This window comes from Streptomyces odontotermitis (assembly GCF_050510915.1).
Classification (GTDB): Bacteria; Actinomycetota; Actinomycetes; order Streptomycetales; family Streptomycetaceae; genus Streptomyces.
The window spans coordinates 17,737-43,153 of sequence record NZ_JBNJLS010000036.1 but is presented as its reverse complement, the minus strand read 5'-3'; the positions used below and the strand labels follow the sequence as shown (position 1 = coordinate 43,153).

Sequence of the window (25,417 nt, the reverse complement as noted above, 5' to 3'; positions counted from 1 at the left end):
CGCAGTAGATGGTGTCCTGGTTGGAGGGGGTGCCCACGCTGCCGTTCCACTTCAGCATCTTCCACTTGATGTTGCAGCGGTCGAATTCTGGGTTCTGCAGCGACTGAAACGAGGGACGTCGTGGCTTGTGGGCGGTCAGCTCGATCTTTTGCTTCTCACCCTTGACGATCTCGCACCTCACGGTCGTGTGCGCGTCCCCGCCCCACGTCGTACAACCGGGGGTGGTCGATGAGATCGAGTTGCCTTGGATGTCGAGGCTCCCGGCGGCCTCGCCAGTGCTGGTCACGGTGAACGTGATAGGCGTCTCGCCGTCCTGCTTGCGGTGCTTGGGTGCCACCGCGACGGCGAAAGCCGTTTCCTCTTTCGGGGTCGTCAAAGCGAAGGTGTCCGTCAAGGTGTCACGCAGGCGGGTTCCGCTGAAGGAGCCGATGTCGGTGTTGTGGCCGTGCGCCGTCACCTTGGAAACCACCTTGTAGGTGCCGGGACCGACGTAGGGGTACCAGCCGTTCACGGTGCCGTTGGCGATCTGTTTGCCGTCGCGGAACATCTTCCATGAACCCGTGACATCGCACTTGTCCCAGACGCGGAAGGCGTGCCAGCAGTCGGAGCCCGTGGCGATGTTCATGAGCCGGCCGGCCTGGTCGACCTTCGCGCACACTCTGACGTGAGCCTTGTTACCGGCGTCAGAGAGCTTGTGGATGTCACTGCAGTGCTCCTCGCGGCCGTCCTGCGCAGTCGCCGTCTGCCGGGGTGCGGCCGGGGAGGCGGCGGCGGTCTGAGGGCCGGTCAGGCCGCCGAGTGCGGTGGCCACGGTCACAGCGGCCAGGAAGGTCCGTCGCATGTCTGGGATACCTCACATCGCGAAGAAGAGCAGGATGGGCAGGCCCGCAGTCTCGACCCTGCGGCGCCGTCCAAAGCTGCACTTCCCGCCCGTGCCGCTCCACTTCACCTGATCAGCCCGGCAGGACCTGCGTCCACGAAGTGCGGGCCGGGGTGAGCACGGCAACGAACGAGGACGGCCAGTCCGGCACGACGTGGTCCGAGGAGCGGCCGCCTCGGCCGTGGACCGGGAAGAACAGCCGATCCGGCTAGCAGGCAGCATCCGAAGTGGTGATGAGCTGCCCGTCGAGTCCGGCCCACGGCGGCCATACGTGTCGGGCTGGTGGCGGGGTTCGTGCGCGCGGTGCCTGCGGTGCCCGGCTACTTGGCTTCACGGATCAGTAGTGGCCCCATTAGGGAGCTTGGGTTCAAGAGGCGATGTCACGGTGCATCACTGCGCCCGTCCCGCGGCGCGAAGGCTTCGAGTGCGTCTGCGTCGGTTGCCCGGGCATGAAGGAAGTAGTCGGCCCACTCGGCGATTTCGGGGTAAGAGGAGTCGCGCGTGACCTGGGTGATGGCAGCCTCCACGTCGAAGCCGGTCGATCGCAGTTCGACGCCGGGGCCCAGAAGCGCCCAGTGGGCTCCCGCTCGCCCATAGGGCATACCGATGCTGCCGGGGTTGACCACGAGTCGGCCGTGGACGAGGCGGACGAACGGCATATGTGTATGTCCACAGACCACCGTGCGGACGTCGGAGTCGAGCTCGCTGAAGACCTCTCGCCAGCGGTCAAGGCGTGAGTCCACCAGGACGACCTCTTCATCGTCACGAGGGGTGGCATGGCAGAACAGCACCTTCCCCAGGCCGCGCACTGGCAGAGAGAGTGATGAGGGCAGCTGGCTGAGAAGGCCGAGGTGGTCTTCGCGTAGCTGTTCGGCGGCCCAGGGAGCAATCGGATCGGGGATCGAGTCGCGTTGGCCGCGGCGGTATTCGAGGAGTTCGCGGTCGGCGTTGCCGCTGATCCAGACGATGCGGTCGCCGAGACTGACCAGCAGGTCGAGGACCTGGGTCGGCTGCGGGCCAGCGGTGATGTCGCCGGTCAGCACGATGCGATCGGCGGCGCTCACGTCTGGTTCGGCGAGCACGGCCTCCAGGGCGGGCAGGACTCCGTGGATGTCGGATAGGACGGCTACTCGGTTCAGCATGGTCACCACTGTGGGATGAGGTTCACTCGGAGGCGGGACCGTTCGCCGGACGCGTACTTCAAGAGGTGACTGCTTCAGCGCGTGTGTCCTTGGGGCGCGTACTTCTTTGGGGTCTTCTCCTCAGCTGCAGCTGCCGATCACCGTGGTTCGCGGAGCGGGTAGGCGGATCACTAGGCTTGTCCGGGCGACGGACTCGCGAAGCCGGACGATCTCCTCGTGCTGGGCGGCGAGCTGGGCCAGCCGTTCCCGGAGCTTGGTGATCTCTGCCTTGAGCCGGGCGATCTGAGCCTCGCGAGGATCGGGGATCTCGCCGGCGTCTTGAAGCGCCTGGACCCGTCGTTCGAACTCGGCGCGTAGGCGAGCGTAAGAACCTGTCCGTGAACTGGGCTGGCGGGGGTGGTGAGGTGGTTGTGGAGTAGTGGGCCTTGCTGGAATCGCACCTCCAAAATGCGATTGCCGCCCGCTCAAGCACGCTGGCACGCTTGCGGGCGTGATCACTCCTGAGATGCCGGACTGCTTAATCGTGACGGGGATGCCGGGGGCCGGGAAGTCAACAGTGACCCGGCTCGTCGCCGAGCGACTGCCACGCTCCGCTCGCCTCGACGGCGACTTCATCAGCAGGTTGATTGTCAGCGGTCGCGTCTGGGCCCTGGGCAAGCGGAATCTGTGCACGCTGGCGAACAACTTCTCCGACGCGGGCTTCACACCTGTGATCGACTGGGTGATCCCTGACCGCAAGCAGTTGGACTTCTTTGCCTCTCTCGTGCCTGCTCGGCGGGTTCTGTTCGTTGTTCTCGCACCGGGCATCGAGGCGTGCCAGTCCCGAAACCGCCTCCGTGATCTGCAAGAGCGGTTCGACTTCGACGGTTATGAAGATCTCGATGCCGCCATGAAGTGGGAACTCGGCGATGTCGGCTGGTGGTTCGACACTTCGAGCCTCACTCCCGAGGAGAGCGCCGATCGCATCCTTGGGGAGGCCCGTCGTCGAGCCCTGGTGGGCTGAGCCCCAGCTCTGTCCCTGTTCAGGCCACGGCCATGACAGCCCCTTGCTGCCGGGGCGCGGCACTCCTCCTGCCGACGTCAAGCCCCGGCCCCGCACCGAGCTTCGACCCTACGCCCGATTCACAGCAACCCATGGCCAACGCTTCCCGAAATGGAGGTTCACAGGGTGTTGAGGAAGGAACGCACGGTCGTCGCGAACCCGTCAGGGTCGGTGCTGTGCACGGTGTGCCCGGTCGCAAGCTCCGCGAGACGGGTGTGGGGGCGGCGGGCCACCATCGTTTGGGCATGTTCGGCGCTGAGTGTGTCGCTGCGGGTGCCGTGGATGAGTAGGGCCGGGCAGTCGGTGGCGAGCCAGTCGTCCCAGTGATCGCCGTTGACCTGGCCGACGGAGGTGACCATGTCCTGTGGGCGGAAGGCCAGGCCCCAGCCGTCGGCGTACTCGCGGATGGCGTCGTTCAAGTAGCGGGCGGAGTTCCCCAGTTGCTCGATCAGAGCTGTGCGCGTGGGGGCCCGGTGCGGCCAGGACAGGCAGAAGGACAGGTCATCATCGATCTCGGCCCCGATGTCCTCGATGATCAATGCGGTGACCAGGTGCGGGTAACGAGCGGCAAGCTGGTAGGCGTTCACGCCGCCGAGCGAGTGTCCCATGACGACGAGGGGGCCAAGAGCAAGATGCTCGATGAGTGCGGCGGCGTCTTGGACGTATCCCTTCCGGGAGAAGTCCGGTCCCCGGTCCGAGTATCCATGTCCGCGCTGATCGAGAGCCACCACCCGCCACCCTGGCGCCAGTTCACGGGCCAGGGCGGCGAAGGTGCGGGCCTCGTTGAAGTGGCCGTGCAAAGCGAGCAGAGTCCGTCCGGAGCCGCCGAAGTCGACATAAGACAGACGGTGCCCGCCTGCAGTGGTGGCTGCGCGGACCGGATCGGGCTGAGATACCGACGTCATGTGAGCAGCCTGCCGCAACTCCTCACACCCGCTCCAGGGTTCTAGGACAGGCTCTAAGCTTGTTCTTTATGGTCTGAGTCGATTTCGTTCGGTGATGCTCTCGGGTCGTTTCACGGTCTTGCCCACGTCGTAGCGAGTGGCGGGCCGCCGGTTCCTCGATCCAAGTGGCCTTCCAGAGCCGGGAGTTGAGGGTTTTGGTGCACGGGCGGGGCAGTGCAGGTGCGGGCGGAGGTTCCGAAACCCCCGGCGGACTCGGGCCGGGGTGAGCCGACCGGGCTCAGCGGGCTTCTCCCACGGCCGCCGCAAGTCGGCGGCGGCGTCGCGCAGAAGGTGGATCTGGGTGTGGGCGGCGATGATCAGCCAGGTCCAGCGCTCGCCGGTCTCGGGGGTTCGCAGCTTCGGACGGGTCCACCCGAGGGTCTGTTTCATCAGCCTGAAGAGGTGTTCGATGTCGAATCTCCTCAGGAACGCCTGCCAGCGCAGGTCGACGTCCTCGCTGTTCAGGCCGGTGGCGGACGACCAGAGCCAGAGCGGGAGCGGGTCGCCTCTGCCGGGCAGGCGGTCGACCTGGAGGCGGAGCAGCGTGCCTTCGATGATGGGGAGTTCGCCGGTGTGGTCGATCCACGCGGAGCGGGTGGTCAGTCGGGGGTGGATGCGGTCCCAGGCCATCGCGCGGGCCGCGCCGTACCGGTCGGTGACCTGCACGGTTGCCGCGTCCGGCTCGCCCCAGGTCTCCGGCTTGGCGAAGCGGAACTCCTTGCTGTGTTTCGGCGGGCGCCCGCCCTGGGGATAGGCCAGGGCGTACTCCTTGAGCGAGGGCGTCGGCCGTCGCATCACCCGGTCCGAGCGCATCCGCCCCAGCACCTCGACCGGGAGTCCGTCGAGGAGGTGGGCCATGCGCGGGGCGTCGTAGCCGGCGTCGAAGACGATGAGGATGTCGCGGTCGCCGACGTGCCAGCGGCCCATCTCGATCAGGTCGGTGACCACCCGGCGGAGCTGGGCGGCGGTGACCTCGGCGACGTCGTCCTCGGGTCCGAGACGGACGGCGTCCAGGAGCTGGCACCAGGATGTCCGGCCCGATTCGAGGGCGGCGACGAACGAGTACGGCCAGCCAGGGATGAACTGGTCCGAGGACCGTCCGCTGCGGCCGTAGACATGGCAGAACAGGCGGTCCGCGCTGGTCGGCGCGTCGGGGCGGAGCCAGTTGCTGACGTCGACCGCCAGGACCAGGCGCCCGTCGGCGGCCCGCGGCATCGGCAGACCGGCCAGCACCTGCCGCAGTCGGGGCACGTCCACGTTCCCACTGTTCAACGCCTCGTACATCGCGCCGTGCCCACGCCGGTGCTCGGCAACCAGCGTCAGGTCCACCGGCGACGTCACCGGACCGTCCGCGCACAGCAACGCGTCCACGAGCTCGAACAACTCGTCCCCACGCGCGGTCAGGCAGTCGAATAAGTCCTCCCGGAAGCGTGACGCTTGCGCGAACACTTCCCCGGGACCGGCGTCAGGCAGCAGACTCACCTTCACGGCCTTCGTCTCGATCGGTGCACCTTGGTCGGAGCACATGATCAGACGAAGGCCGTGTTCACGTCCGGGACATCCCTGTTCAGGTGATCATGTTCGAGACGTATTTCGGGCCCTGCGGATACAACGTCGGGTAATGATCAGGAAGCGGTGGCTGTCGTGGGGTCTTCTTGGAGAGACTCCTGGGCATGCCTGACAACTCGCTGTTCGTCGCTGGCCTTACAGGTGTGACGGCGATCGCGGCCAGCTCGCTGGCGAGCTGGCTGACCAGCAGGGGCAACGCCCGCGCTGCCCGAGTCCAGGTCGATGCGACTACTGAGGCGCAGCGCCGCGAAGGCACTCGTCAGACCCGGCGGGCCGCTTACCTGGACCTCATTGAGCAGGCCCAGGTCGTCGCTGACGGGCTCCGGGGAGTCGACGGTCTCTCGACCACCGAGTCTGAAGCCGTCTTGACCGCCCACCGCGACCGGCATCAGCAGTTGCGTCGGGCGGTGACACTGATTGACCTGGAAGGCCCTTCCACGGTCCAAGTAGCAGCATCGAACTTGTTGATCATGTCGGGCACGCTCACCACTGCTCTGGCGGCCATGGCCGAGAACGCTAGCCGGGAGAACCGCCGTGAGTTCCAAGAAACGTTGCGTGCCTATATTCGACTGATCACGCCTTTCATTGACGCAGCTGCCGCAGCACTGAATGAGACGTAGACGCACTGGTGAGCACGATTCGGAGCGGCCGGACCTTAAAGAACAAGCTAAGTCTCCAGGTCTGTACGGGCGTTGGGGGAGCCGACCGGGTCCACGATGCCGATGGTGCGGCCCCGGCCGAAGTGTCCCCCGGTCTTCTGTTCCAGGGTGTCGAGGCCGTAGGCGGTGCGTAGTTGGGCTGCCGTGTAGCAGGTGCCGCCCGATGGGGAGCGGCAGCTCTCCAGGGCGTCGGCGAGGCCGGAGCCTTCGGAGGCGGCGGCCGTGCCCCCCGCGGCCAGCAGCGCGAGGGCCGCGGCGAGGGCCGGAACAGCGCGGTGTCCGGTCGAGCGCTTCATGGGCGGTACACCAGTCTTGCTGCGGGCCGCGACGGGCTGCGGTGAACTGTGCAGGGGCTCAACTGCCGTACGGGGTCAGGACTTTCCGGCGAGTGCGGGGACCAGCTTCGAGGCGTCGACCGTGCCGAGCCCGGTGGCCATGTCGTAGCCGAGGCCGGCGGGGTAGCCGTCCTGGCCGTTCACGCCGGAGGTGATGTCGGTGATCCCGGCCTTCGCGCCGTCCTCGGGGGTGGCAGCGAGGGCGTACAGCTTCGGGTTGACGTTGCCCAGTGAATCGCCCTTCTGCTGGGCGGCCAGGGCGACCATCCCGGCGAAGAGCGGGGCCGACAGGCTGGTGCCGCCGACGCTGTTCCAGTCGGTGCCGTCCCGGTCGGTGAACGGGACGGTCATGCCGGCCTGCGGGGAGGCGGTCAGCGAGATGTCGGGGACGGCGCGGTGGCCGTTGCTCGCGGCTCGGGCGGCGGTGCCGCTCGCCTGGTAGCCGGGGCGGGAGAAGATCATCGAGGGGCCGCCGCCGGAGGCGCCCTCGTCGTTCCACACGACGTCGGCCTTGGTGCGCTTGCCCTGGTCGTCGAGGGTGATGCGGGTGCCGCCGACCGCGGTGACACTGGGGTCGGAGGAGGGCCAGTCGACAGTGCGCACGTTCGCCTTTCCGTCGGCCGAGCCGTTGGGGTCGAAGACGCCCTGGTCGCCGGAGGAGGCCACGGTGGTGATGCCCTCCTGAGCGGCGGCGGCGAAGACGGGGGCCGCCGATGTGTAGAGGTCCTTGTTCGCGGCGGCGTTCACACCGCCCTCGGGCAGGCCGAGGCTCATCGTGACGACGTCGGCGGAATTGTTCTCGTAGACGTCGCCCAGGGCCTTGACCAGGTCGAGGAGCGAGTCGCCGCCGGACTCGTCGAAGGCCACGTTCATCTGGTGCAGGACGATCTTGGCGTCCGGTGCCACGGTGTGCACGGCGGCCAGGTCCATGGTGACTTCCTGGGCGGCGCCGACATCACCCTCGTCGGTCCAGTCGAAGGGGGCCGCCTTGCCCTCCTCCGGCTTGTGCTGGACGATCTTCAGGTCGGGCTTCGGCAGACCCATCTTCGTGCTGTAACTCTCCAGGTCCTTAAGGGCGTTGGGGGCGCCGACCGGGTCGATGACGGCGATGGTTCTGCCCTTGCCGGTCAGGCCCTTGGCGGCGAGCTTGTCGATGCCGTAGGCGGTGCGTATCTGGTCGGCGGTGTAGCAGACGGCGCCGGTGTTCTCCTCGCACTCGGCGCGGACGTCACTGCCGTCCGCGCGTGACTGTGCGGCGGACGCGGTCCCGGCCACGGAGACGAGGGCGGCGACCGCGACGGTGGCGGTGGCCACGCGGCTCACCCGGGCAGACGGGGACTTACGGGTCTTGCGGTACATGGGATGCTCACTTTCCGGACCGGCGGGCGGGCCAGGATCAGTGGTGATCGGGGGCGAGTTGCAGACCGGCCATGACGACGGTGAGGGCGATGACGAGGCGGCGGTCGAGGCGGTCGTCGGCGATCTCCACGCGGGTGGGATCACTCCATCCGGCCTGCCGTGCCATCGTCAACGCGGGCTGCTGCGACTGGAGTTCGGTGAACGTGTAGGCGCGAAGCCCCTGGGTCCAGATGCCGTCGAAGAAGGAGTACTGGGCCGGGTCGCGCACGCGCCGCAGCGCGGCGAGTACCTTGTTGTTGTCCCGCCCCAAGTAGGCGGTGAGGCCCACCGGTTCGAGCCGCCAGGTGGAGGCCACCAGAGAGCGTTTGACGTCCCGGCCGAAGGTGCCGAGCGGTGTGCCCTGCGGGTCGCTCACCTCGTACGAGGAGAGCTGGCGGCTTGCCGAACCGGCCTGGCAGCGCAGCAGGACCTCGGTGCGGTCCTCGTCGACGTAGAAGACGAGCTGCTGCTTCAGGCCCTGCTCGCGGTGCTGCTCCAGGTGTCCGACGGGTTCGACGGGGTTGCCGACCTGGTCGCCGGTGAAGACGCGGTAGGCGTTGCCTCTGCCTTCGTCGACGACGAAGCGGCGCTGCTGCTGAAGCTGTCCCAACTCCATGACGGATCCCAGGTGTTGAGCGGGTCGGCGGCCGGGCTCAGTGCTTGTCGCGCGGGCGGGAGAACCACGCGACGGCGTCCGGCCTGCACAGCAGCGCGATGATGACGGCCCCGATGACGATCCCGTGGGCGTACGTGTGGGTGTGCTCGGTGCCACGTCCGGCGATGCTGCCGATCGAGGCGATCACCGCGAGCGCGGCCACGCCGAGCGTGGTCCAGCGCAGGGCCGGTCCGCCTCTGCGGAAGAAGAACGCGAGGACGGTCAGGACCAGGCAGAAGACGTTGAGCCCGACCGCGTAGCCGAAGGCATGACCGATGCTGCTCGCGTCCTGGTGGGCCCGCGTCGCCGCGTAGAGCGCCGAGACGAGGGTCAGCGCGCTCAGCGCCCAGGCGCTGTACTGGGCCCTGCGCACCGAGCGGGGCATGGTGTGGATCTGCTGCGGGTCGTAGGCCGATCCACGCTGCTGACCGTAGGGCTCGGGGCGCGGGCCCCAGGTCTGTCCACGCTGCGGCAGGTGCTGGTTGCTTGCCATAGAAATCACCCTAAAAGTCCGTTGTGGGATACGCAGTTCGGCGGGCGTGGTAGCCCGGCAACAGCGCGTCAGGAGGGCAGGTGGGAGGGGGCGGGAGCGGTGGCGTCATGGTGCGTGATCCGGTCGAGAACCTGCCGCGCCTTGTGGACGATGCCGTGCCCGGACGCGGCCTTCGGCAGGTCCACGCCGTTCGCCTCGGCGACACCGATCCCGGTACCGAGCGTGACGACGGCCAGTGCGGCGGCCGGCCACGTACGGCGACGGTTGCGCCGGGGAGATGCGGGGTGCGTGCTCATGGTCCTCACCGTTTCGAATCGCGGGTTCCGGCCGGGGTTTCCGGCCGGTTTCTCCGCCCCCTCAACCACGACACCACCGGCCCGATCGCGGCGCACGCGCCCCGGACCCCGCTCGATCCGCGCAACGAACCGGCCTGTCCACCGCACGCATCAACCCACCCGAATCTCACTCTGCGCTACCGGCCGACGACGGGATGCGCCCCGCGGTGACGCGCGAGGCGGGCCCCGTCGACGTACAACGGAGATGAGGAAGGGAGCGCAGATGACCAGCGACATCGCCCCCGAATCCGTGCCCGGCAGCGGGGCTCAGCCGTCGTCGCAGCCGGTCACCGTCGGCTTCGACGCCGCCGCGCCCGACGAGGCGGTCACGAGCATGCGCGCGCACTATCCGGGCCAGGAGATGCAGCGGATCGGCGGGGTCGGCCCGGACGACCGGTTCCGCCTGCACATCCAGCGCCTCAGCGCCGGGGGCCTGTCCCTCATCCGCTTCGTGACGTCCGGCGGCCTGACCACCTACTACCGCGATCCCACGCTGTACAGCACGGCCGCCGTCCGGGCCGGAACCTTCGGGATCCGGCAACAGGGCGCGACGGACCTGATGAGCACGCCAGGCCAGGAGGCGCCGCAGCTGATGGTGCCGGGCGCCGACGCGATCGTGGAGTACGGGGAGGCCACGTCCCTGTTCTTCGTCGGCGCCCGTGCCGAACTCCTCGAAGGCACGCTGGCCCGGCTCCTCGAACACCCGGTCCAGCCACTACAGATGACGGACCCGGCACCGCCCGCGGGCCACTTCGCGGTGCCGCTCCCGCTGTTGACGATGCTGGAGACCGAACTCGCCTACCCTTCCGGGCTGTTGGACCCCGGTCCCGTGGGCGACCGGCTGCGCGAGACCGTCATCACGGCCCTCCTGTACGGCACCACACACCAGTACAGCGACGAACTGCGCAACCCCACGGCACGCGTCGGCCCGCGAACCCTGACCCGCGCCCTTCAGGCCATGGAGGCGGACCCCACCCACCCGTTCACCCTCGCCGAGCTGGCCCGCATCGCCGGGGTCGGCCCGCGCGCCCTGCAGAACGCCTTCCGCGACCACCGCGGCACCACGCCGCTCGCGCACCTGCGCTACCTGCGCCTGCGCGGCGCACACCGCGAACTCCTGGCGTCCGCCCCGCCCGCCACGGTCACGGAGATAGCCGCGCGCTGGGGCTTCACCCACGCCGGCCGCTTCGCGCAGCTCTACCAGTCCCAGTACGGGCAGGCCCCGTCCGTCACGCTGCGGGCGCGGGCCGGAGGCCAGGTGCCGCGCTGAGCGGGGATACTCCTGAGGGGCCCGCACGTGGATACGTGCGGGCCCCTCAACTGCTCGTTGCTGTACGGCGGTTACAGTTTGGTGCTCTGGCCGGCGGACGGCGTCTTCACGTCGAGGGGCTTGTCGTAGTCGCTGTACGTCGTCGTCACGTTCAGCTTCTTGCCCTCGCCCGTGGTGCCCTCGGCCACGCCCCTGAGCGGATACGGCTTGCCGTCCGTGGCGACCCACACCTGGGCCTGCAGGCCGCCCTTGATGCCGGTGATCTCCACGGCGCCCGCCCCGTTCACCTCGGCCTTACCCGCCTTCTTCAGGCCCGAGGCGGGCTGGTGGGCGTTGAGGCGCTCCTGCACCGCCGACAGGTCGCAGACCTGGGACGCCTCCTTGAGCGTGTCGTCGGCGGTGGTGCCGTAGAGGTACTTGCCGCCCTTGAGGGCGTCGCTCAGCGCTTTCTGGTCCTCGGCCGGGACGTTGTCCTTGACCCAGGCCGCATCGGGCCTGATCCAGACCTTGTCGCCCTGCTTGATGATCTCGTAGCCGCCGCGCCCGGACCTTGCGACGCTGCCGGAGCAGTTCCCGTCCCGGTCCAGCTTCAGGTCCATGGCGCTCGGCAGCCCCTCGGGCATGTCCTTGCTGGCCGTCTTCACATGCACGGACGTAGCGCCTTCGAAGGCCGACTTCGACGCGGCCGCGATCTCCTGGGCACTCTTGTCGGCCACCCCGTTGTCACTGCGGGCGCTCGCCGATGCCACGCCGGTCAGGGATCCCACCAGGGCGACGGCCCCCAGGGTCGCGCCGAGCGTGCTGACAGTTGTCTTCCGGGTCCTCGACATCGCGCTGCCTCCAGACAATCGGTGGTCGATGTCACCCGAAAAGGCTAGACATGGTGCGGTTTGCCTCGCATCTGCTGACGGGGTCCTGCAAAGGCTCGCGCGGCCGTCCCGAACCACCCGGTTCCCCTTGGGGCGCCTGCGATCCAGGGGCTGGACCCTGCCTGCACAGACCATGGAACGCAGTGCGCGCATCGTCCTGCCGGCTGCGCTCCGCGGACGGGCGGACGGGGTGGACCTGCCCAGGGGCGCTCCCTGCTGCCCGGTGCAGCACTGCCACAGACGCGGGTAGCAGGTGAACCGGTGGACCACCGGCCAGCGGTGGCCTCCGTGGTTCAGCACACACGGCCGAGCCACATCTGTGCGTTGGCGCAGGGCGCGCAGCACGTTGTCCCGCAACGGAGCGCTTCTGGGCAGTCACCGTCGAGTCGGTCATCGGTGGCCGTGCATGGCTGCAGTACTGCCTCAGTGAGGCCCAGATCTGAGAGTGTGGAACGTGAGTAGTTGTCCGTTTCGTGGTTGAGGTTGGGGAAGGACTGCTGGTCGCGGGCGGGGTTCGACTCTCAGGCGTCGGGGCGGGCGAACAAGCCGGGTTCGGGTTCGACGAGGATGCCTCGGCTGACCAGGCGCTTCAGCTTGGCGCAGATGCCTTCGGTGTTCTTCGCGAGGATGGGCAGGTCAAGGGCCTGGCAGAGGTCGCGGGCACGCATCGGCCGCTCTTCGGCGGCCAGAGCGGTGAGGATCTGCTGATAGACGGGGTGTTCCGGGATGCTCGGATGCTCCGGCCCGGCGGCGGATGAGGGCGCGGGGAGCGTGAGGAGAGTCTTGCGGGTGATGCGCAGGTTCTCGCCCTCCGCGTCGAGCTCGGCGAGCTGCACGGTGAGTTCTTCGATACGGGCCCTCAACTGCTCAGCCTGGTCGGCCAGTTCCCGCTCGCGGCTCTCGACGCTTTCCAGCACGGCTGTGATCTGCGGGTTCTCGCTCAAGCGGTCCTCCAGGAGGCGATGGTGGCTCCGGTGAGGCGGCGGGCCATGACGGAGGCCATCGCCCAGAGGACCCGGGAGCGGGAGGTGGCGAGCCGGTGTTTGTAGTCCTGCGCTTGCCGGAGACGAAGGCTCGCCGGCCGGGACGGCCCGCGTGTGGGCGGCGCACTTGCGTCTCCATCCCATCGATCCGCAAGGTGACGTCCTCGGCCGCGGCATAGGCGAACACGTCCTCCAGGGTTCGCAGCCGGATACCGGGCCGGTCGGGGACGGCGAACCCACGGTCCGCCAGCAGTGGGCGGACCTCCCGGATCGCCCGACCTATCGTGGAAGAGCCCACCTCGTAGAGCACGCCCAACGCCTCATGGGGGAGCCTGGTCCGCAGATGGACCAGTGTCACCAAGAGCCGGTCGGTGAAGACCAGTTCGTACTTCGGCCCGGCCCCGGCCTCTCGCCGACGATCGCCCTCACGTCGCTCATGGCGCCCGGACTCACAGCGTGCCACCCAACGCGGGGCGAGTTCTGCGACCAACTCGCCCAAATGTTGTCGCGACAGCCCGCAGAAGAGCAGGATGAGACATGGCCGCGCGGGCCTGCTTGTTCTTCACACGCCAGACAACTCGCACGGGCATCTGTATGTCCCCACGCTCACCGGCCAAGATCAGTCGCAGGTCGGCCCATTAGGGTCGCTGGCATGACGACCTCCCTTGCCCCCAGCGCCTTCGACTCGCTCCGCCTCGATGCCGTGCCCGACCAAGAGACGCTGCGCCAGACCTATGCACTCCCCAACGACGCTGCTGTGCGCAAGCAGATGACCGAACTCACCGAACAGACACGTCGGTTGATCGGCTGCTCATCACTGGTCCTCGTCGCCAGCGCAGATGCCGCGGGTAACTGTGACGTCTCCCCGCGCGGCGGACCCGCCGGGTTCGTCGCCGCCCTGGACGCTCGGACGCTGGCGATACCGGACGCGACCGGCAACAAGCGTCTGGACACCCTGCAGAACGTCATCGCCACCGGACGGGCCGGGCTGCTGTTCCTCATCCCGGGGCGCACCACGACGCTCAGGGTGAACGGCCGGGCCTGCGTCTCCACCCGCCCGGAGCTGCTGTCGCAGCTGACCGCCGTGGGCAAGCCGCCAGCCAGTGCACTCGTGGTGGGCATCGAGGAGGTCTACCCACACTGCCCCAAATCGCTCCTACGCAGCGGAGCCTGGAAGCCGGAGCAGTGGCTGCCGGCAGACGCCCAGCCGACCTCGGCCGAGGTGACGCTGGCCCAGCTGCGGATACCGGAGCTGACGATCGCCGACATCGAACAGGCGGAAGCGGACTCGCTGAAGTACCGGTACGAGTAACGAGCCGACCGGCGATTGCCGAACTGCCAGACCAGCAAAACCGCAAGGTCAATCGCGGGTCAGCCCGTAAGCGATCTTGGTGATTTGTGGTGCGGCTTGGGCAGGCGGCCCGTCGGGAGGGGCTGCCATGGTGACGAAGCCGCTGCGGGTGGAACTGGCGCCGGAACAAGTTGCTGAGCTACGGCGGCGGTTGAGTCTCCGTCATCTCGTTCCCAACGAGCGGATGCGGCTGGCGGCCCGGGGCCGTACCGCACCCGAGACCGCGTCGGTCCTCGACAAGCATGTGGTCACGGTGCGCAAGACCCTGCACCGCCTCCTCAGCGGCGGGTTCAAGGCATTGGCGGACGCGTCGCGCCCAGGGCGCCCGCCACGCTGGATGCGCGAGGACCTCAATACGCTGGAAGCGATGCTGGACGCCTTCGCCGCCGAAGGGCGGATCCGGACGCTGCCGACACTGGTGAGGGCTGCGTGGCGTCGCCCCTGCACCCGCTGAGGGGCACCGCGGTAGCCAGCAGCACTGCCTTGGCCACGGCCGCGGCCTTTCATTCCACGCTCTCGGCACTGACCTGGTCCGCGGCTACTTCCGCCGCCCGTGCCGCCGCGTTCAGCGCGGTACCCGCAGGGTGGGTGAGCGGGTGCACGACCGCGGCGAGTACCCCGCCCACCAGCGGGGCGACCAGGAACAGCCACAGCTGGGACAGGGCCGCGCCCCCCGCGAACAGCGCCGGGCCCAAGCTGCGGGCCGGGTTGACCGAGGTGCCGGTCAAGGGGATGCCCACCAGGTGGATCACAGCGAGCGCCAAGCCGATCGGCAGCCCGTCGAAGCCGAGCACGGCCACACGGTGCGTCACCGCGAGCACGACGTACACCAGCAGGAAACTCAGCACGACCTCGGCGAGAAAGGCACCGCCGACGTTGAGGTGCACGGCGGAGCGGTTGCCGTACCCGTTGGTGCCGAACGCCTCGCTGGTCTTGAGCCCCGGCACCTGCTTGGCCAGTAGGAAAAGCAGTGCGGCACCGGCGATGCCGCCCAGCAGCTGTGCGGCCCAGTACTGGATAGCCGTGCGGACCTTGATGCGCCCAGCCACCAGCATGCCGAGCGTCACTGCCGGGTTGACGTGGCAGCCTGAGATCGGGCCGAGCGTGTAGGCCAAGGCCAGCAGGGTGAAGCCGAAGGCCAACGCAATACCAAGGGTACCGATGGTCTCGCCTGCGAGCACGGCGGCGCCGACGGCGAAGAACACCAGGAGCAAGGTGCCCAGGAATTCACTGATGACGCTGCGGGTCTCCACAGTCTGCATGGCAGCCTCCTCCTGAGAATCCGACCATATGTACTACTCCTGGCATTCTGCGTCCGGAGGGGCATCGCCGCCTGTCGGCGGCGGTGCGGCAGGCGGCCGACCTCTACCCGCTCCCGCCTTGACGGACCTGAAGCACCCCGCGCGCACCACGGGCCGAGGCTGTGCACGTCGCACAACGCGCCTGCGAACGCCTCCCCAAGGAGCAGCCATTGCGCGCCGAGGAGGCGGTGCAGGGTCTTGCGCACCGTGACCACATGCTTGTCGAGGACCGACGCGGTCTCGGGTGCGGTACGGCCCCGGGCCGCCAGCCGCATCCGCTCGTTGGGAACGAGATGACGGAGACTCAACCGCCGCCGTAGCTCAGCAACTTGTTCCGGCGCCAGTTCCACCCGCAGCGGCTTCGTCACCATGGCAGCCCCTCCCGACGGGCCGCCTGCCCAAGCCGCACCACAAATCACCAAGATCGCTTAGAGGCTGTTGTCTTTCCGGATGCGATCGTTGAGTTTCCGCTGGTCAGGAATGGTTTCGGTGTCGTTGCGGGAGAGTTCGGACGATGAGTTCTTTCTCGGCGATGCGGAGGTGACCGGTGACATCGGTGATGGGGCTGCTGGAGGAGCGGGAGACGGCTGCCCGGATGCGGGCGGAGGAGCTGCGCGCCGAAGCCGAGCGGGTCCTTGCCGAACTCGCGCAGGCGGAAGTGCTGTTGGAGCGCCGGGTGATCGCTCGGGCGGAGCTCGCCGAGGCCCTGGCCGCTCCGGCCGAACCGGCGGACGTGCCTGTTCCTGGCCCGTGCGAGGAGGCGGCGAAGGACAAGGTCCCGGTCGCGGGATCGATCGTGCCGCGGCGTGGGGAGGGGACGGCCGTGACGGCACTTGCGCCGGATTATCGGCGGATCGTCGAGCTGGTGGAGAGCGAGGCGGACCGAGGCGAGGGGATCTCGGCGAAGGAACTCGCCGGCCTGCTCGGGCTGGACGTGGTGCCCGCGAAGATCGAGGGCGTGCGCTCGAAGGCGAAGCGGCTGGCCGAGCGGGGCCTGGCTGGAGGCGCTGCCGGTCGGCCGGTTCACGCCGCGGCAGCCCACCGCGACTGATCCGACCGCGAACGCGGGGCCTGCCCGGCGAGACGGCGGCTGAGGAGCATGGCCTGCGGGAAGTAGATGAACGCCTCGCTGGAGGCGGGCACCGTCTCGAAGTCCCGCACCAGACGCCGCGAACGCATCAGCCACCCCAGGGTTCTCTCAACCACCCATCGTCTCGGCGGCACCACGAACCCCTTCATGTCATCGCTGCGTTTGACGATCTGCAGGGTGAGCTGGATTTCGTCTTCGCCCAGGTGACCACGCGGCCCGCGTAGCCACCGTCGGCCCACACCAGTGTGATCTTCGGGAACCGCTTGTGCAGCAGGGGCAGCATGGCGCGGGCGGCCTGCCGGTCGGTGATGTTCCCGGCCGTCACCAGGACCATCAGCAGCAGGCCGAGCGTGTCCGTGATGACGTGCCGGCGCCTCCCGTTGACTTTCTTGCCGCTGTCGTAGCCGCGTGAGTCGGCGGGCACCGAGGCGGTGCCCTTGACCGACTGCGAGTCGATGATGGCCGCGGTCGGCTCCGGATTGCGGCCCTCGGCGACGCGGGCCTTCCCGCGAAGACGGTCGGACAGCTCCTTGGTCAGGCCGTTGTTGCGCCACCTTCGGAAGAATGCATACACGCGGTTCCAGGCGGGGAAGTCGGCAGGCATCGCACGCCACTTGATCCCGTTGTCGGTGACGTAGAACACCGCGTCCAACATCTGCCGGTGGCAGTAGCCTTCCGGCTGCCCGCCGCGGCCCTCCAGCCACGCCGGCACCGGCAGGGCGTTGCGCACCACCGCCCACTGTTCATCCGTCATGTCGGACGGATACCGCCGCGTCCTGTTCGGACGATCGGCCGCGTTCCCGAACCGGTGCGCAAGGCAATCACACGACGAGACACGGGAGTTGGACGCGACGGACCTGGCGAGCCGGGAGGAGAGAGACGAAGAAGTTGAGCTGTTCGCGGTCGGGGATCACCCTGTCGATCACGGGAGTGAAGCCGGCGTCGGAGATGTTGTTCGCCAGGGCGCACAGATTGCGGTTACACAACTCCACTTGGCGCGCCGCCTCGTCGGCAGGCTCGCCAAGAGCCCAGACGTGGCCGCCGACAACCAGGGTGCTGATGAAGTATCCGTCGAGCCGAGCGGAGCGTGACAGCCGGTCGGCGACCAACCTCGTCACTGTGGTCTTTCCGGACCCGGGCATCCCCGTCACGATCAGGCAGCTCGACTGGTCAGCATCGATCATGGCCAAGCAGCCTGTCAGGAGATGTGCCGGGCGACAACCGCATTTCCAGGGCGTTGTCCTGGCAGGCCCGGACAGCTCAAGGTGGAGTATCTACTTTCCTCTCGCGGGTGGTGGCTCTTCCCCGAACACCCAGGGGGCGAGGACGAGTTCGCGACCGTCAGGGTCGAGGAAGGTGATCGCGTTGTTGAGGTCCCAGTATTGATACTGCGTCGTCGGCTGGTAGCCGGCCTCGGTGATGCGGTGTGCCACGACATCACGAGCGGGCTCACCCGAGAAGTAGAGCACCAGCTCCTCATGCCGGTCGACCGCCACCGGTTCGAGGGCCTGGACCAGTTCGAAGGTCGTCCTCGTCCCGGGCAGGCCGAAGATTGCACAGCCGAAGTCGTCCGGGCCCGTCTCGGCGAGGTAGACGAGAGGCAGCCCGACCACGTCGCGATAGAAGGCCACGGATTCCTCGTACCGGTTGCATCGGCGGCCGATCCTGGTGGCGCCGACGGCCAACCCGTCGGGCCAGCTGGGACTTCCGCTCACAGATCCACCCGCCAAGGACATCTGAAGTAGGCCGAGCCGAGCATCATGCTCCAACCACAGCTCGCGATGATCTATGCACTGTCCGGTTGATCACGCACTGAGTCAAGCCCCCGCTGGCATGCCTCTTCACGAGTAATGGTCTGCGGCTACCCGGCCACTTCCTGAGCCGTGACATGACAGTTGGAACCAACGAGACGCGGTGACCTGACCATTCAGAGCGAGCGTGACACGCTTGTTGGAACCGTTTCGCCACGCTTCTTGGAACCACTCTGGGCATGTCACCGGCCCGCGCCTACATCTTGGGCCTTCGACCTCTGCCGGACTGAGGCCATGATCTGCCGATATCCGACCACTGCGCAAACCAAGATCGCCGATATGGCGGCACCGGCCACAAAGAGGGCGCCGCGTTCCCACCACGTCACTCCGGAACCTCGGGCAGTAAACGCCCCGATCACCATGCAGGGCCCCACAAGGAGCAGCAAGAAGATCCGCCAGTTCGTCCACTGGGACCAGGACTGTCGTTGATGACCGTCAACGTCCACGGGGAAGAGCCAGGCGGCAAACCGTATGGACCGCGAGGGCTGGGAATCGTGTTGTCGGGCACCAGGCATGGAATCAAGTGTCCCAGACGGCGCAAAACGGAAGCCGAGACGTGAGAGCGGCAGCCTGCGTAGGAAGGTCGACATCGTGGACCCGACGACGCCCGCCCCACTGCGGTCGCACCGCGCGCCTCGATCCCATGGTCGATTCCGGTGCCGACAGGCCGCGGTTCCAACAAGCTTGTCACGGCTGTGACGCTGTCGGCGGTGGACGGCCTCGCCTCGTTCCACCCCAAGGTCTCGGGAACGGCCCCTACGCGAAGGCGTTCCAGGATGCCCTCGCCCAGTAGCAGCCAGCCGTGAGTTCTGGGACGCCGTAGGACACGGCGTCCCAGAACGCCTTCCCGAGTTGAGTAGCTGGACGGATAGCGGGCCACTAGACGAATGAGTCCGATGTAATCAGCGGTGGGGCGATCGCTCTACTGCGCAGGTGGGCCGAAGTCGCCCTGCCGCCAGATGACGTCAAGCGTGACCGTCTGGAACCGCCATCCAGCCGGGGTACGGACTGTGACGCCGGCCAGCACGCCACCGGCAAGGAACAGGTTGTTGTCATCTGTTGTGCCGTCCTCTTGCAGGACGGTGTGCGTGACGTGGGTGTTCGCCTGGAACGTGGCCCGGTCGCCATTGATGTCGACGAGCGTGTTGGTAAAGATGTGCTGCGTGGGCCCGAAAGGCCTCATCACGTCCTTGTGGAAGTCATCCATGCCTTCGAGACCGTGATGGCCGCCCGGGGGCAGTTCGATCTCTCCGTCCGGCACGAACAGCGTCGGCAGCATCGCGCTGAAGGAGCGGTCGTCGAACACCTTCGCGTACCTGTCCACGAGTTCATGGATCGCGGTGCGGTCGGTCAGGCTCAGCAGCGCCAGTGCTTGATCTTCGGGTGTCATCATGCCGCCGATGTTAGCCAATATGGGACGATTCACCCCGAGTTCATCGAGATGTTCAGGATTGGTGTGTGCCCGATGAATTGAACACACTGCTCACCGCCTTGTACGTAAAGATCGACGACGATCTGGAGACAGGGCGATGGATGGGCTGTCCGCCGCGGTTGAGTGACGCGGAGCTGGTCACCCTTGCGGTCGCGCAGGCGTTGCTGGGGTTCCACTCCGAGGCACGGTGGCTGCGGTACGCGAACCAGCACCTGGCCTCGATGTTCCCGTACCTTCCGCAGCAGTCCGGGTACAACAAGCGTCTCAAGGCCGCGTTGCCGCTGGTCAAGAAGGCGATACGAATGCTCGCCGTCGATACGGACTTCTGGTTCGACAACCACTGGATCGTCGACTCCACTCCGTTGCCGTGCGGTATGTCGAGGCCGACAGTGAAGCGGTCGGAGATGGCCGGCTGGGCCGGATACGGGTACTGCGCCTCCCACTCCCGATACTTCTGGGGCCTGCGCCTCTACCTGGTCTGCACCCCAACCGGCATGCCGATCCTGTGGGCGCTCGCCAACGCGAAGACGGACGAGCGAGAGGTCCTGCAGGCCATGCTCGACATCGACGCCGGCCTGGTCGCCGACCGGCCGGGACTGCTGCTGATCTCTGACAAGGGCTTCGCCTCCAAGGAATTCGAGTACGACCTCGCGATGCGGGGAGTTACTCTGCTGCGGCCCTCGTTCAAGCGGGAGAAGAAGCGCAAGGGCGAAGGACTACTGAAGTCCGTGAGGCAGCTCATCGAGTTCGTGAACGACACGCTCAAGGGCCAGTTGGACCTGGAACACCACGGTGGACGGACCTTCGAAGGCGTCGCCGTCCGTGTCGCCCAACGCGTCCTCGCGATGGCCGCCGCGATCTGGCGAAACCACAAGACTGGCGCCTCGACTCTCCGGTCGCTCATCGCATTCGATCACTGAACACATCGGACTCATTCGTCTAGCCGACAGGAAGACGATCGGGTTCATGACGTATCGGGTGCGGGCCGCGAGAACAATGCTCGTCGCTGCCGCGACCACACTTGCCGCATGGTGGCTGATCCGCGGCCTGCATACGCTGATAGACGGTGCCACCGAAGCCGACAGCGCACGCAACCCCCTCGCGGGAGCCCCCTATTACCTGGCCGCCAACGCAGCAGGCATCGTCTTTCAACCACTCGCCCTGTGGATCGTCCTCAGACTGGCGAAAGTCCGTGGCAGCCTGTTGGCGATCATCATCAGTGCGTTTGTGTGGGCCACGATGGCCACAGGCCACCTCGTCGACTCGCCTCCCGGCCCAGCAGGGGCCGTCCTGTGGGTGACCATCCAGTGCGTGACCACGACAGGTGCTTCGCTCCTGCAAGCCCGGCTCCTACCCGCCGGCACACGACTCAAGCAGCAGTCCCCGTGACCCGGCGCCCGCTGAAGAACCTCATGCTGCGCGTCGTTACGTGGCCGCTTCTTGCCGCGTTCAGTGTCGTGGCTCGTGTGTGGACGCTTCTCGGCTCGACCAGCCCGCGCAGGGCCCGCCGACTCGCAGACAGTGACACTGCCTGGCAGGCTCGGCAGGCCGCCGAGGCCCGCCTGCGCGACATCGCCCGCACCTATGCGTACAGCACACCACTGGCGTTGCACCTTCTGGTAGTCGAAGACCAGTACACCCGCGGAACGGTCGAATGGGATCTGTTCACCCCGGTCAGCCCTGCCTTCCGGGTGTGCTGCTGGATGCGCTTGACGGGCTACTTCAGCTCCCCGCTGCCCGCGGCCCAGACCATCACCCAGATCCTCGCTGAGGGAGAACGGGCCCTGTCCGGTATCCCCTTCACACACAACACCACCCGGGAGCACACAACGGGTGAACTGGCCCACGCCGGTCACGTGCTGGCCTGGGATCAGCCGGGCGCGCTGATTCCCGAGCCCGAACAACCCACGCACACCTACCGTTTCGTGCGCGAACCCCGGCGGCGAACGTGTGCGGTATCCGCCGCCGGTACGGCACGGTGTTCGTGCTGGCCCTGCCGTTGACCTACTACCACCACGTGCCACGCTGACACGGTACGAGAAGCGCGTGCGGCACCATCTCGCAAGCCACACAGACCCCAGCGTGCTGCGGCGCCGCCGAAGGGGGAGTGGAGGGGGTAATGAGTTACTGCCTGGAGATGCGCAGCAGTGACATGGAGGACGTGCGGGCGCTGCTGGAGCAACGCCCGCACACCGAGTCTGAAGAGTGGCGCATCGGTCTCGCGCGTGACCGGGCCCGCCAGGCCGACGCGGAGTTCGCTGCCCGGGGCGTCGACTTGTCTTCCGCCGTCGGCCAGGCCCTTCAGGTCCTCCTGACCGGTGGCAGGCGGACCGGTGAGAATCCTGTGGTGTACACGTATGCGTGTGGCCAGCTGATGCGTCCGCGCTTCTCCGACGCGTACGACATGGTTCCTGGAGCCGGCCGACGGCGTTCTTCGACGCCATGGGCACCGAACTTGCCTGGTTCGGTGTCCCGGCTGAGCTGCATCCGCTGTCGTTCCTGCACGAAGGGCCGCCTCCGGAGGCGAAGTTGCCGCACCCCGGCGACGCCCATCCGCAGCTCGGCTACCTGCACACAGCGAAGGCCGCCACCCTTGTCGAGTCGTGCACCAGGGTGCTGGACGAGATGGAGTGACGTCACGCGGCACCGTACAACTGTCCTCTCGTCACCGGAGGTTCGCGTTGGCCAGCCCACTTCCCCAAGGCCGCTGTGCGCCCCTCGGCCGCCTCGTCACCGACCCGCTTCCCTTCGTGACCGCCGATCTCTTACCCCCATCACTCGGGCGCTTGGAAGGGGCGTCCCTGTTGTCGGTGCGGGACCTGACGCGGGACGAGGTGCTCGACCTGTTCCGCGTCGCGGCGAGCCTGCAGGCCGGGGTGTGGCACCGGTCGTCCGCGCTGTCCGGGACGATCGTGCTGACCGCGTTCTTCGAGGCGAGCACCCGCACCCGCCTGTCGTTCGAGAGCGCCGCGCACCGCCTTGGCGCGTCGGTCATCAGCATTCCCGATGCGCGGCTTTCGAGCGTGTGTAAGGGGGAGTCGCTCGCCGACACCGGTGTCATGCTCAGCGCCTACGCCGACGTCGTGGTCCTGCGGCACCCCGCCGAGGAGTCGGTCCACGAGATCCGGGCGACCGAGTTCGACATCCCTCTGGTCAACGGCGGCAATGGCTGCGATGAGCACCCCACGCAGGCGCTGGCCGACTGGTACGCCCTGCTCAAGTGGCGCCCTGAGCTGTGGGCTTCGGGACCCGCGGCCGACCAACGGATCTCGCTCGGCGTGCTCGGCACGCCCCGCCGTATGCGGGCGCAGCGCAGCTTCCTCCTCATGGCGCTCACTCATTTTTCGGACGCGCTGCGGGGGCTCACCGTCGTCTCGGAGTCCGCCGACCCGCTGGACGCGGAGCTGCTTCGCGCTGTGGAGTGCTCCGGTCTCGACGTGGTGTACGCGTCCGGCCTCGACGGGCACGTCGAGCGCTTCGATGTGATCTACCAGAACTCGGTGGCGCTGGTGGGCGAGCAGTACGAGAGGCTCGACGCGGGGCTGCGCCTCGACGCCGATACCCCGCTCAAGCCGGGCGCGGTGGTGCTGCACCCCTTGGCGCGGCTGCACGAGCTGAGCGACCAGCTCGACGGCACCGGGCACAATCTCTACTTCGACCAGGCGCGGGGCGCGGTGTTCGTGCGTCAGGCGCTGCTGCTGGCGCTGATGGGGCGGCTGGGTCCGGAGCCGCGGCACGGCGACGTCGCGCTCCGCGGGCACCCGCATGCGCGCCTGAGCGATCGTCCGTGAACCAACGCGCAGGGGGGGCATTGGTTGTTGTGGATCGGGCTACGGGTTGACTCTGCGGTGCGGGCCGGTGGACAGAAGCAGCCACCGGCGAGATCCGTCACCGCGAACGAGTCGGCGAAGCGGAGGTGTGGCCCGCTTCGGCGAACAGCCGCGCTACTAGTGGACGCGCCTGCTCGAACAGAGGGAGGGCCGCGTCGAGAGAGGCGGGTTGATCGGTGACTGCCTTCAGACGAGGACGGGTCAACGTCTCCCTCAGGTCGTCCAGAAGCAGCACATAGAGCGGGCCCAGGCGGTCATGGCACCGGGTGCAGCGCCGGTTCGAGGACGTCTATCAGGCCCGATACCCGCTGTCCGTGATGCTGTCAGAGCTGTCCAGCGAACTGCTGGACCACGTAGGCGCATGCAGTGTGTCCGATCCCGATCTGGCAGATGAAACACACCCGGCGCCCGCTCACGACGGCGGCTGAGTGCCTCTTCGGGGTGCTGGAACTGGGCTGCTGCCCGGGCGGTGACTGGGAGATCCCACTCCCGCTCACCTCCACGAAGGCGCGTACCTCCCTCCCGGAGACGGGGAGGGCTGGGACGACCCGCCGTCAGGTGCCGAAGCCGATGGCCTCCGCCCGGTCCGGTTCGACCGGTGATGAGTGCGACGGCGTCCGGTGCGGGGCAGACCCTCTTGCCCAGGTCGGGCAGCACTTTCACACTGCGGTTCACGGGCACGGGAGAGTGGGGGAGTGATGGCAGGGCGACGGCGCCGGGGGCTGCGGAAGCGGACCCGCCGGCAGTTGCAGGGGTGGGGCATGGTGGCGGCGGCCCTTGCCGCGGTGTGGGTGGCCGGGAACTGGGCGAGGGTGTGGCCCGTGATGGCGGCGGTGCTCGCCATCGTGGTGGTGGGTGGGATCGGCTGGGGTCTGCTGCGTGCGCACCGGTCCGCGGTCGACGAGGACCGGCAGTGGAGGGTGCAGGAGGAGGCGAAGGCGCGGGAGCTGTCGATGGCCGGGGTCGACGCGCTGACCTGGCAGGACTTCGAGCGCTACGTTGCCGACCTGTGCCGCCGGGACGGCTGCACGGAGGTCGTCGTCAGCGGCAGGAGCGGCGACCTGGGCGCCGACGTCGTCGGTTACCTTGCCGACGGCCGCAAGCTGGTGGTGCAGGTCAAGAAGTACGCGCCCGAGCGCAGCGTGTCCTCACAGGACAGAGGTTCGTCGGCACCGCCCGCCTCGAGCATGGCGCGGACGTCGCTCTGTTCGTCACCACGTGCCGCACGTTCACGAAGGCCGCGCTCGGCCTGGTGGTACGCCAGGACATCGTGGCCCTGCACCGCGACCTGCTGGGCTCCTGGGTCAAGGGCGCCCATCTGGAGACGCTGATCCCGCTGAATGGAAGCGGCGGCGGCACGCGGCGGCGTCCGCCCGCCTGAGGGGAAGACGCCGGCGGTGCGGATCACGGGTGGCGCCCAGGCGTCCAGGTGCCCCCGGCACGTGGGTCAGGCAGCGGTCGGAGCCTGCGGCCCGGGTGCCGGATGGTCTTCTTCAGGGCCGTCTCCAGCTCGTAGCGGCCGGCCATGAGCCCCTTCTCCACGATGGAGTCCGAGGACCAGGACGAGGACGGTCTGGAGGGCGAGGGTGAGCGAGTGTGGGGCGCCGGGTTCTAGCCGTGATTGCGGCGGAGCTTGCGCAGGTAGCGGCGGAAGCGGGGCTCATCGGCCGTGTCTTGCGGTTCTTCGGCGGCTGGTCGGGCGTTTCCAGGCGGGCTGGAGAGGTTTAGGCCGTGGATGGTGTCAGCCTGTATGACGTCGCCCCTGAAGTGTCCGTTCGCGATGTTGCGTACGGACGGCTCGCCTGCCGCCTGTGCTTCGTCGGCTTGGGCTCCGGGTGGGTTGGCCGGCTCCGGCGGCGCGTGGCTGCTGCCGATGGTGTTCGCCTGCACGAGGTTGCCCTCGATGGTTCCGTTGAACTCGTTGTGTGCAGGCGGCTGTTGGCTCATGCACTGGAATATACGGTCTGGGCTTGAGTGATGACCATGGCCAGCGGGCTGCCGGAGGCCGTGCGCGTCATGTCCTCGGCC

At 67.9% G+C, this 25,417-nt stretch carries 30 protein-coding genes and 2 pseudogenes; 13 read left to right on the top strand and 19 right to left on the bottom strand.

The annotated features are described in order from the left end of the window. A partial coding sequence (locus ACQB60_RS45015) for a hypothetical protein (protein ID WP_496931916.1) occupies window positions 1–841 on the bottom strand: 841 nt, incomplete at its 3' end. A gap of 419 nt (window positions 842–1,260) precedes the next feature. Beyond that, entirely contained in the window at window positions 1,261–2,022 is a 762-nt protein-coding gene (locus ACQB60_RS45010) for a metallophosphoesterase family protein (protein WP_496931915.1), read from the bottom strand. A gap of 216 nt (window positions 2,023–2,238) precedes the next feature. Between ACQB60_RS45010 and ACQB60_RS45005 the strand changes: the two genes are divergently transcribed. Together ACQB60_RS45005 and ACQB60_RS45000 are read left to right on the top strand one after the other, a co-directional pair. Beyond that, entirely contained in the window at window positions 2,239–2,379 is a 141-nt protein-coding gene (locus tag ACQB60_RS45005; protein ID WP_496931914.1) for a hypothetical protein, read from the top strand. A gap of 133 nt (window positions 2,380–2,512) precedes the next feature. Further along, window positions 2,513–3,025 (top strand): phosphotransferase, encoded by a 513-nt coding sequence (locus ACQB60_RS45000; protein ID WP_496931913.1) that lies wholly within the window; start codon window positions 2,513–2,515, stop codon window positions 3,023–3,025. 158 nt (window positions 3,026–3,183) lie between these two features. On the opposite strand, the gene ACQB60_RS44995 is transcribed toward ACQB60_RS45000, so the two are convergent. Then, window positions 3,184–3,969 (bottom strand): alpha/beta fold hydrolase, encoded by a 786-nt coding sequence (locus tag ACQB60_RS44995; protein ID WP_496931912.1) that lies wholly within the window; start codon window positions 3,967–3,969, stop codon window positions 3,184–3,186. 66 nt (window positions 3,970–4,035) lie between these two features. Then, window positions 4,036–5,490 carry an NF041680 family putative transposase gene (locus ACQB60_RS44990; RefSeq protein ID WP_496931911.1) on the bottom strand — a complete coding sequence of 485 codons (1,455 nt, stop codon included), beginning with the start codon at window positions 5,488–5,490 and terminating at the stop codon, window positions 4,036–4,038. Between the two features lie 191 nt (window positions 5,491–5,681). Here ACQB60_RS44990 and ACQB60_RS44985 point away from each other — a divergent pair, with 191 nt between their 5' ends. Continuing rightward, window positions 5,682–6,197 (top strand): hypothetical protein, encoded by a 516-nt coding sequence (locus ACQB60_RS44985; protein ID WP_496931910.1) that lies wholly within the window; start codon window positions 5,682–5,684, stop codon window positions 6,195–6,197. A gap of 47 nt (window positions 6,198–6,244) precedes the next feature. Here the strand turns inward: ACQB60_RS44985 and ACQB60_RS44980 are convergent, their stop codons facing one another. The 5 genes from ACQB60_RS44980 to ACQB60_RS44960 all read right to left on the bottom strand — a co-directional run bounded on the left by ACQB60_RS44980 (window position 6,245) and on the right by ACQB60_RS44960 (window position 9,413). Beyond that, the gene (locus tag ACQB60_RS44980) at window positions 6,245–6,532 is read right to left on the bottom strand and encodes a hypothetical protein (protein ID WP_496931909.1); all 288 of its coding nucleotides are present in this window, start codon (window positions 6,530–6,532) and stop codon (window positions 6,245–6,247) included. 75 nt (window positions 6,533–6,607) lie between these two features. Further along, window positions 6,608–7,930: a S53 family peptidase gene (locus ACQB60_RS44975; RefSeq protein WP_496931908.1), complete on the bottom strand. Its 1,323-nt coding sequence runs from the start codon at window positions 7,928–7,930 to the stop codon at window positions 6,608–6,610. 37 nt (window positions 7,931–7,967) lie between these two features. Next, on the bottom strand, window positions 7,968–8,585 hold the full coding sequence (locus tag ACQB60_RS44970; protein ID WP_496931907.1) for a hypothetical protein: 618 nt from the start codon (window positions 8,583–8,585) through the stop codon (window positions 7,968–7,970). Window positions 8,586–8,622: 37 nt separating this feature from the next. After that, window positions 8,623–9,117 carry a hypothetical protein gene (locus ACQB60_RS44965; protein WP_496931906.1) on the bottom strand — a complete coding sequence of 165 codons (495 nt, stop codon included), beginning with the start codon at window positions 9,115–9,117 and terminating at the stop codon, window positions 8,623–8,625. Window positions 9,118–9,185: 68 nt separating this feature from the next. Further along, window positions 9,186–9,413, bottom strand: a complete 228-nt coding sequence (locus ACQB60_RS44960) for a hypothetical protein (protein WP_496931905.1) — start codon at window positions 9,411–9,413, stop codon at window positions 9,186–9,188. Between the two features lie 262 nt (window positions 9,414–9,675). On the opposite strand from ACQB60_RS44960, the gene ACQB60_RS44955 reads away from it, so the two are divergent. Next, on the top strand, window positions 9,676–10,722 hold the full coding sequence (locus tag ACQB60_RS44955) for a helix-turn-helix transcriptional regulator (RefSeq protein ID WP_496931904.1): 1,047 nt from the start codon (window positions 9,676–9,678) through the stop codon (window positions 10,720–10,722). A 71-nt stretch (window positions 10,723–10,793) separates the two neighbouring features. Here ACQB60_RS44955 and ACQB60_RS44950 read toward each other — a convergent pair whose 3' ends face one another. The 3 genes and pseudogenes from ACQB60_RS44950 to ACQB60_RS44940 all read right to left on the bottom strand — a co-directional run. Then, on the bottom strand, window positions 10,794–11,552 hold the full coding sequence (locus ACQB60_RS44950) for a hypothetical protein (RefSeq protein WP_496931903.1): 759 nt from the start codon (window positions 11,550–11,552) through the stop codon (window positions 10,794–10,796). A gap of 560 nt (window positions 11,553–12,112) precedes the next feature. After that, the gene (locus tag ACQB60_RS44945) at window positions 12,113–12,535 is read right to left on the bottom strand and encodes a hypothetical protein (protein WP_496931902.1); all 423 of its coding nucleotides are present in this window, start codon (window positions 12,533–12,535) and stop codon (window positions 12,113–12,115) included. A 58-nt stretch (window positions 12,536–12,593) separates the two neighbouring features. Then, window positions 12,594–13,106, bottom strand: a pseudogene (locus tag ACQB60_RS44940) (helix-turn-helix domain-containing protein); the annotation flags it as partial. Between the two features lie 120 nt (window positions 13,107–13,226). Here ACQB60_RS44940 and ACQB60_RS44935 point away from each other — a divergent pair. Together ACQB60_RS44935 and ACQB60_RS44930 are read left to right on the top strand one after the other, a co-directional pair. Next, complete coding sequence (locus tag ACQB60_RS44935; protein ID WP_496931901.1) at window positions 13,227–13,886, top strand: MSMEG_1061 family FMN-dependent PPOX-type flavoprotein; 660 nt, start codon at window positions 13,227–13,229, stop codon at window positions 13,884–13,886. Between the two features lie 127 nt (window positions 13,887–14,013). Further along, window positions 14,014–14,379: a hypothetical protein gene (locus ACQB60_RS44930; RefSeq protein ID WP_496931900.1), complete on the top strand. Its 366-nt coding sequence runs from the start codon at window positions 14,014–14,016 to the stop codon at window positions 14,377–14,379. A gap of 49 nt (window positions 14,380–14,428) precedes the next feature. Here the strand turns inward: ACQB60_RS44930 and ACQB60_RS44925 are convergent, their stop codons facing one another. Next, window positions 14,429–15,187 (bottom strand): MIP family channel protein, encoded by a 759-nt coding sequence (locus ACQB60_RS44925; RefSeq protein WP_496931899.1) that lies wholly within the window; start codon window positions 15,185–15,187, stop codon window positions 14,429–14,431. 586 nt (window positions 15,188–15,773) lie between these two features. On the opposite strand from ACQB60_RS44925, the gene ACQB60_RS44920 reads away from it, so the two are divergent. Beyond that, complete coding sequence (locus tag ACQB60_RS44920; RefSeq protein ID WP_496931898.1) at window positions 15,774–16,277, top strand: hypothetical protein; 504 nt, start codon at window positions 15,774–15,776, stop codon at window positions 16,275–16,277. Here ACQB60_RS44920 and ACQB60_RS44915 read toward each other — a convergent pair. The 5 genes from ACQB60_RS44915 to ACQB60_RS44895 all read right to left on the bottom strand — a co-directional run bounded on the left by ACQB60_RS44915 (window position 16,250) and on the right by ACQB60_RS44895 (window position 19,520). Beyond that, window positions 16,250–16,405: a hypothetical protein gene (locus ACQB60_RS44915; RefSeq protein ID WP_496931897.1), complete on the bottom strand. Its 156-nt coding sequence runs from the start codon at window positions 16,403–16,405 to the stop codon at window positions 16,250–16,252. The two genes, ACQB60_RS44920 and ACQB60_RS44915, sit on opposite strands and share 28 nt — an antisense overlap. A gap of 56 nt (window positions 16,406–16,461) precedes the next feature. Next, window positions 16,462–17,070: an IS5 family transposase gene (locus ACQB60_RS44910; RefSeq protein WP_496931896.1), complete on the bottom strand. Its 609-nt coding sequence runs from the start codon at window positions 17,068–17,070 to the stop codon at window positions 16,462–16,464. A gap of 67 nt (window positions 17,071–17,137) precedes the next feature. Further along, window positions 17,138–17,500, bottom strand: a complete 363-nt coding sequence (locus ACQB60_RS44905; RefSeq protein ID WP_496931895.1) for a DEAD/DEAH box helicase family protein — start codon at window positions 17,498–17,500, stop codon at window positions 17,138–17,140. A gap of 90 nt (window positions 17,501–17,590) precedes the next feature. Next, entirely contained in the window at window positions 17,591–18,052 is a 462-nt protein-coding gene (locus ACQB60_RS44900; protein ID WP_496931894.1) for a VOC family protein, read from the bottom strand. 997 nt (window positions 18,053–19,049) lie between these two features. Continuing rightward, complete coding sequence (locus ACQB60_RS44895; protein WP_496931893.1) at window positions 19,050–19,520, bottom strand: nuclear transport factor 2 family protein; 471 nt, start codon at window positions 19,518–19,520, stop codon at window positions 19,050–19,052. Between the two features lie 65 nt (window positions 19,521–19,585). Here ACQB60_RS44895 and ACQB60_RS44890 point away from each other — a divergent pair, with 65 nt between their 5' ends. The 6 genes and pseudogenes from ACQB60_RS44890 to ACQB60_RS44865 all read left to right on the top strand — a co-directional run bounded on the left by ACQB60_RS44890 (window position 19,586) and on the right by ACQB60_RS44865 (window position 24,720). Further along, on the top strand, window positions 19,586–20,479 hold the full coding sequence (locus ACQB60_RS44890) for an IS982 family transposase (RefSeq protein ID WP_496931892.1): 894 nt from the start codon (window positions 19,586–19,588) through the stop codon (window positions 20,477–20,479). 46 nt (window positions 20,480–20,525) lie between these two features. Continuing rightward, window positions 20,526–20,948 carry a hypothetical protein gene (locus ACQB60_RS44885; protein ID WP_496931891.1) on the top strand — a complete coding sequence of 141 codons (423 nt, stop codon included), beginning with the start codon at window positions 20,526–20,528 and terminating at the stop codon, window positions 20,946–20,948. Further along, on the top strand, window positions 20,945–21,562 hold the full coding sequence (locus tag ACQB60_RS44880) for a hypothetical protein (RefSeq protein WP_496931890.1): 618 nt from the start codon (window positions 20,945–20,947) through the stop codon (window positions 21,560–21,562). The genes ACQB60_RS44885 and ACQB60_RS44880 overlap by 4 nt, the downstream gene beginning before the upstream one ends. Window positions 21,563–21,678: 116 nt before the next feature. Beyond that, window positions 21,679–22,193, top strand: a pseudogene (locus tag ACQB60_RS44875) (DUF7691 family protein). Between the two features lie 176 nt (window positions 22,194–22,369). After that, window positions 22,370–23,350 carry an aspartate/ornithine carbamoyltransferase family protein gene (locus ACQB60_RS44870; RefSeq protein ID WP_496931917.1) on the top strand — a complete coding sequence of 327 codons (981 nt, stop codon included), beginning with the start codon at window positions 22,370–22,372 and terminating at the stop codon, window positions 23,348–23,350. A 737-nt stretch (window positions 23,351–24,087) separates the two neighbouring features. Beyond that, window positions 24,088–24,720, top strand: a complete 633-nt coding sequence (locus ACQB60_RS44865; protein ID WP_496931889.1) for a restriction endonuclease — start codon at window positions 24,088–24,090, stop codon at window positions 24,718–24,720. A 280-nt stretch (window positions 24,721–25,000) separates the two neighbouring features. Here ACQB60_RS44865 and ACQB60_RS44860 read toward each other — a convergent pair whose 3' ends face one another. Continuing rightward, window positions 25,001–25,336 carry a hypothetical protein gene (locus ACQB60_RS44860; RefSeq protein WP_496931888.1) on the bottom strand — a complete coding sequence of 112 codons (336 nt, stop codon included), beginning with the start codon at window positions 25,334–25,336 and terminating at the stop codon, window positions 25,001–25,003. Window positions 25,337–25,417 lie beyond the last annotated feature (81 nt).

Coding starts and splice junctions, on each gene's coding strand:
- ACQB60_RS44900 (WP_496931894.1), bottom strand. CDS start 18,052: ATGTCCTTGGCGGGTGGATCTGTGAGCGGAAGTCCCAGCTGGCCCGAC.
- ACQB60_RS44865 (WP_496931889.1), top strand. CDS start 24,088: ATGGCAGGGCGACGGCGCCGGGGGCTGCGGAAGCGGACCCGCCGGCAG.
- ACQB60_RS44935 (WP_496931901.1), top strand. CDS start 13,227: ATGACGACCTCCCTTGCCCCCAGCGCCTTCGACTCGCTCCGCCTCGAT.
- ACQB60_RS44885 (WP_496931891.1), top strand. CDS start 20,526: ATGACGTATCGGGTGCGGGCCGCGAGAACAATGCTCGTCGCTGCCGCG.
- ACQB60_RS44955 (WP_496931904.1), top strand. CDS start 9,676: ATGACCAGCGACATCGCCCCCGAATCCGTGCCCGGCAGCGGGGCTCAG.
- ACQB60_RS44970 (WP_496931907.1), bottom strand. CDS start 8,585: ATGGAGTTGGGACAGCTTCAGCAGCAGCGCCGCTTCGTCGTCGACGAA.
- ACQB60_RS44910 (WP_496931896.1), bottom strand. CDS start 17,070: ATGACGGATGAACAGTGGGCGGTGGTGCGCAACGCCCTGCCGGTGCCG.
- ACQB60_RS44965 (WP_496931906.1), bottom strand. CDS start 9,117: ATGGCAAGCAACCAGCACCTGCCGCAGCGTGGACAGACCTGGGGCCCG.
- ACQB60_RS44960 (WP_496931905.1), bottom strand. CDS start 9,413: ATGAGCACGCACCCCGCATCTCCCCGGCGCAACCGTCGCCGTACGTGG.
- ACQB60_RS44930 (WP_496931900.1), top strand. CDS start 14,014: ATGGTGACGAAGCCGCTGCGGGTGGAACTGGCGCCGGAACAAGTTGCT.
- ACQB60_RS44950 (WP_496931903.1), bottom strand. CDS start 11,552: ATGTCGAGGACCCGGAAGACAACTGTCAGCACGCTCGGCGCGACCCTG.
- ACQB60_RS44905 (WP_496931895.1), bottom strand. CDS start 17,500: ATGATCGATGCTGACCAGTCGAGCTGCCTGATCGTGACGGGGATGCCC.
- ACQB60_RS44975 (WP_496931908.1), bottom strand. CDS start 7,930: ATGTACCGCAAGACCCGTAAGTCCCCGTCTGCCCGGGTGAGCCGCGTG.
- ACQB60_RS44985 (WP_496931910.1), top strand. CDS start 5,682: ATGCCTGACAACTCGCTGTTCGTCGCTGGCCTTACAGGTGTGACGGCG.
- ACQB60_RS44925 (WP_496931899.1), bottom strand. CDS start 15,187: ATGCAGACTGTGGAGACCCGCAGCGTCATCAGTGAATTCCTGGGCACC.
- ACQB60_RS44895 (WP_496931893.1), bottom strand. CDS start 19,520: ATGATGACACCCGAAGATCAAGCACTGGCGCTGCTGAGCCTGACCGAC.
- ACQB60_RS44980 (WP_496931909.1), bottom strand. CDS start 6,532: ATGAAGCGCTCGACCGGACACCGCGCTGTTCCGGCCCTCGCCGCGGCC.
- ACQB60_RS44995 (WP_496931912.1), bottom strand. CDS start 3,969: ATGACGTCGGTATCTCAGCCCGATCCGGTCCGCGCAGCCACCACTGCA.
- ACQB60_RS44860 (WP_496931888.1), bottom strand. CDS start 25,336: ATGAGCCAACAGCCGCCTGCACACAACGAGTTCAACGGAACCATCGAG.
- ACQB60_RS45010 (WP_496931915.1), bottom strand. CDS start 2,022: ATGCTGAACCGAGTAGCCGTCCTATCCGACATCCACGGAGTCCTGCCC.
- ACQB60_RS44915 (WP_496931897.1), bottom strand. CDS start 16,405: ATGCGTTCGCGGCGTCTGGTGCGGGACTTCGAGACGGTGCCCGCCTCC.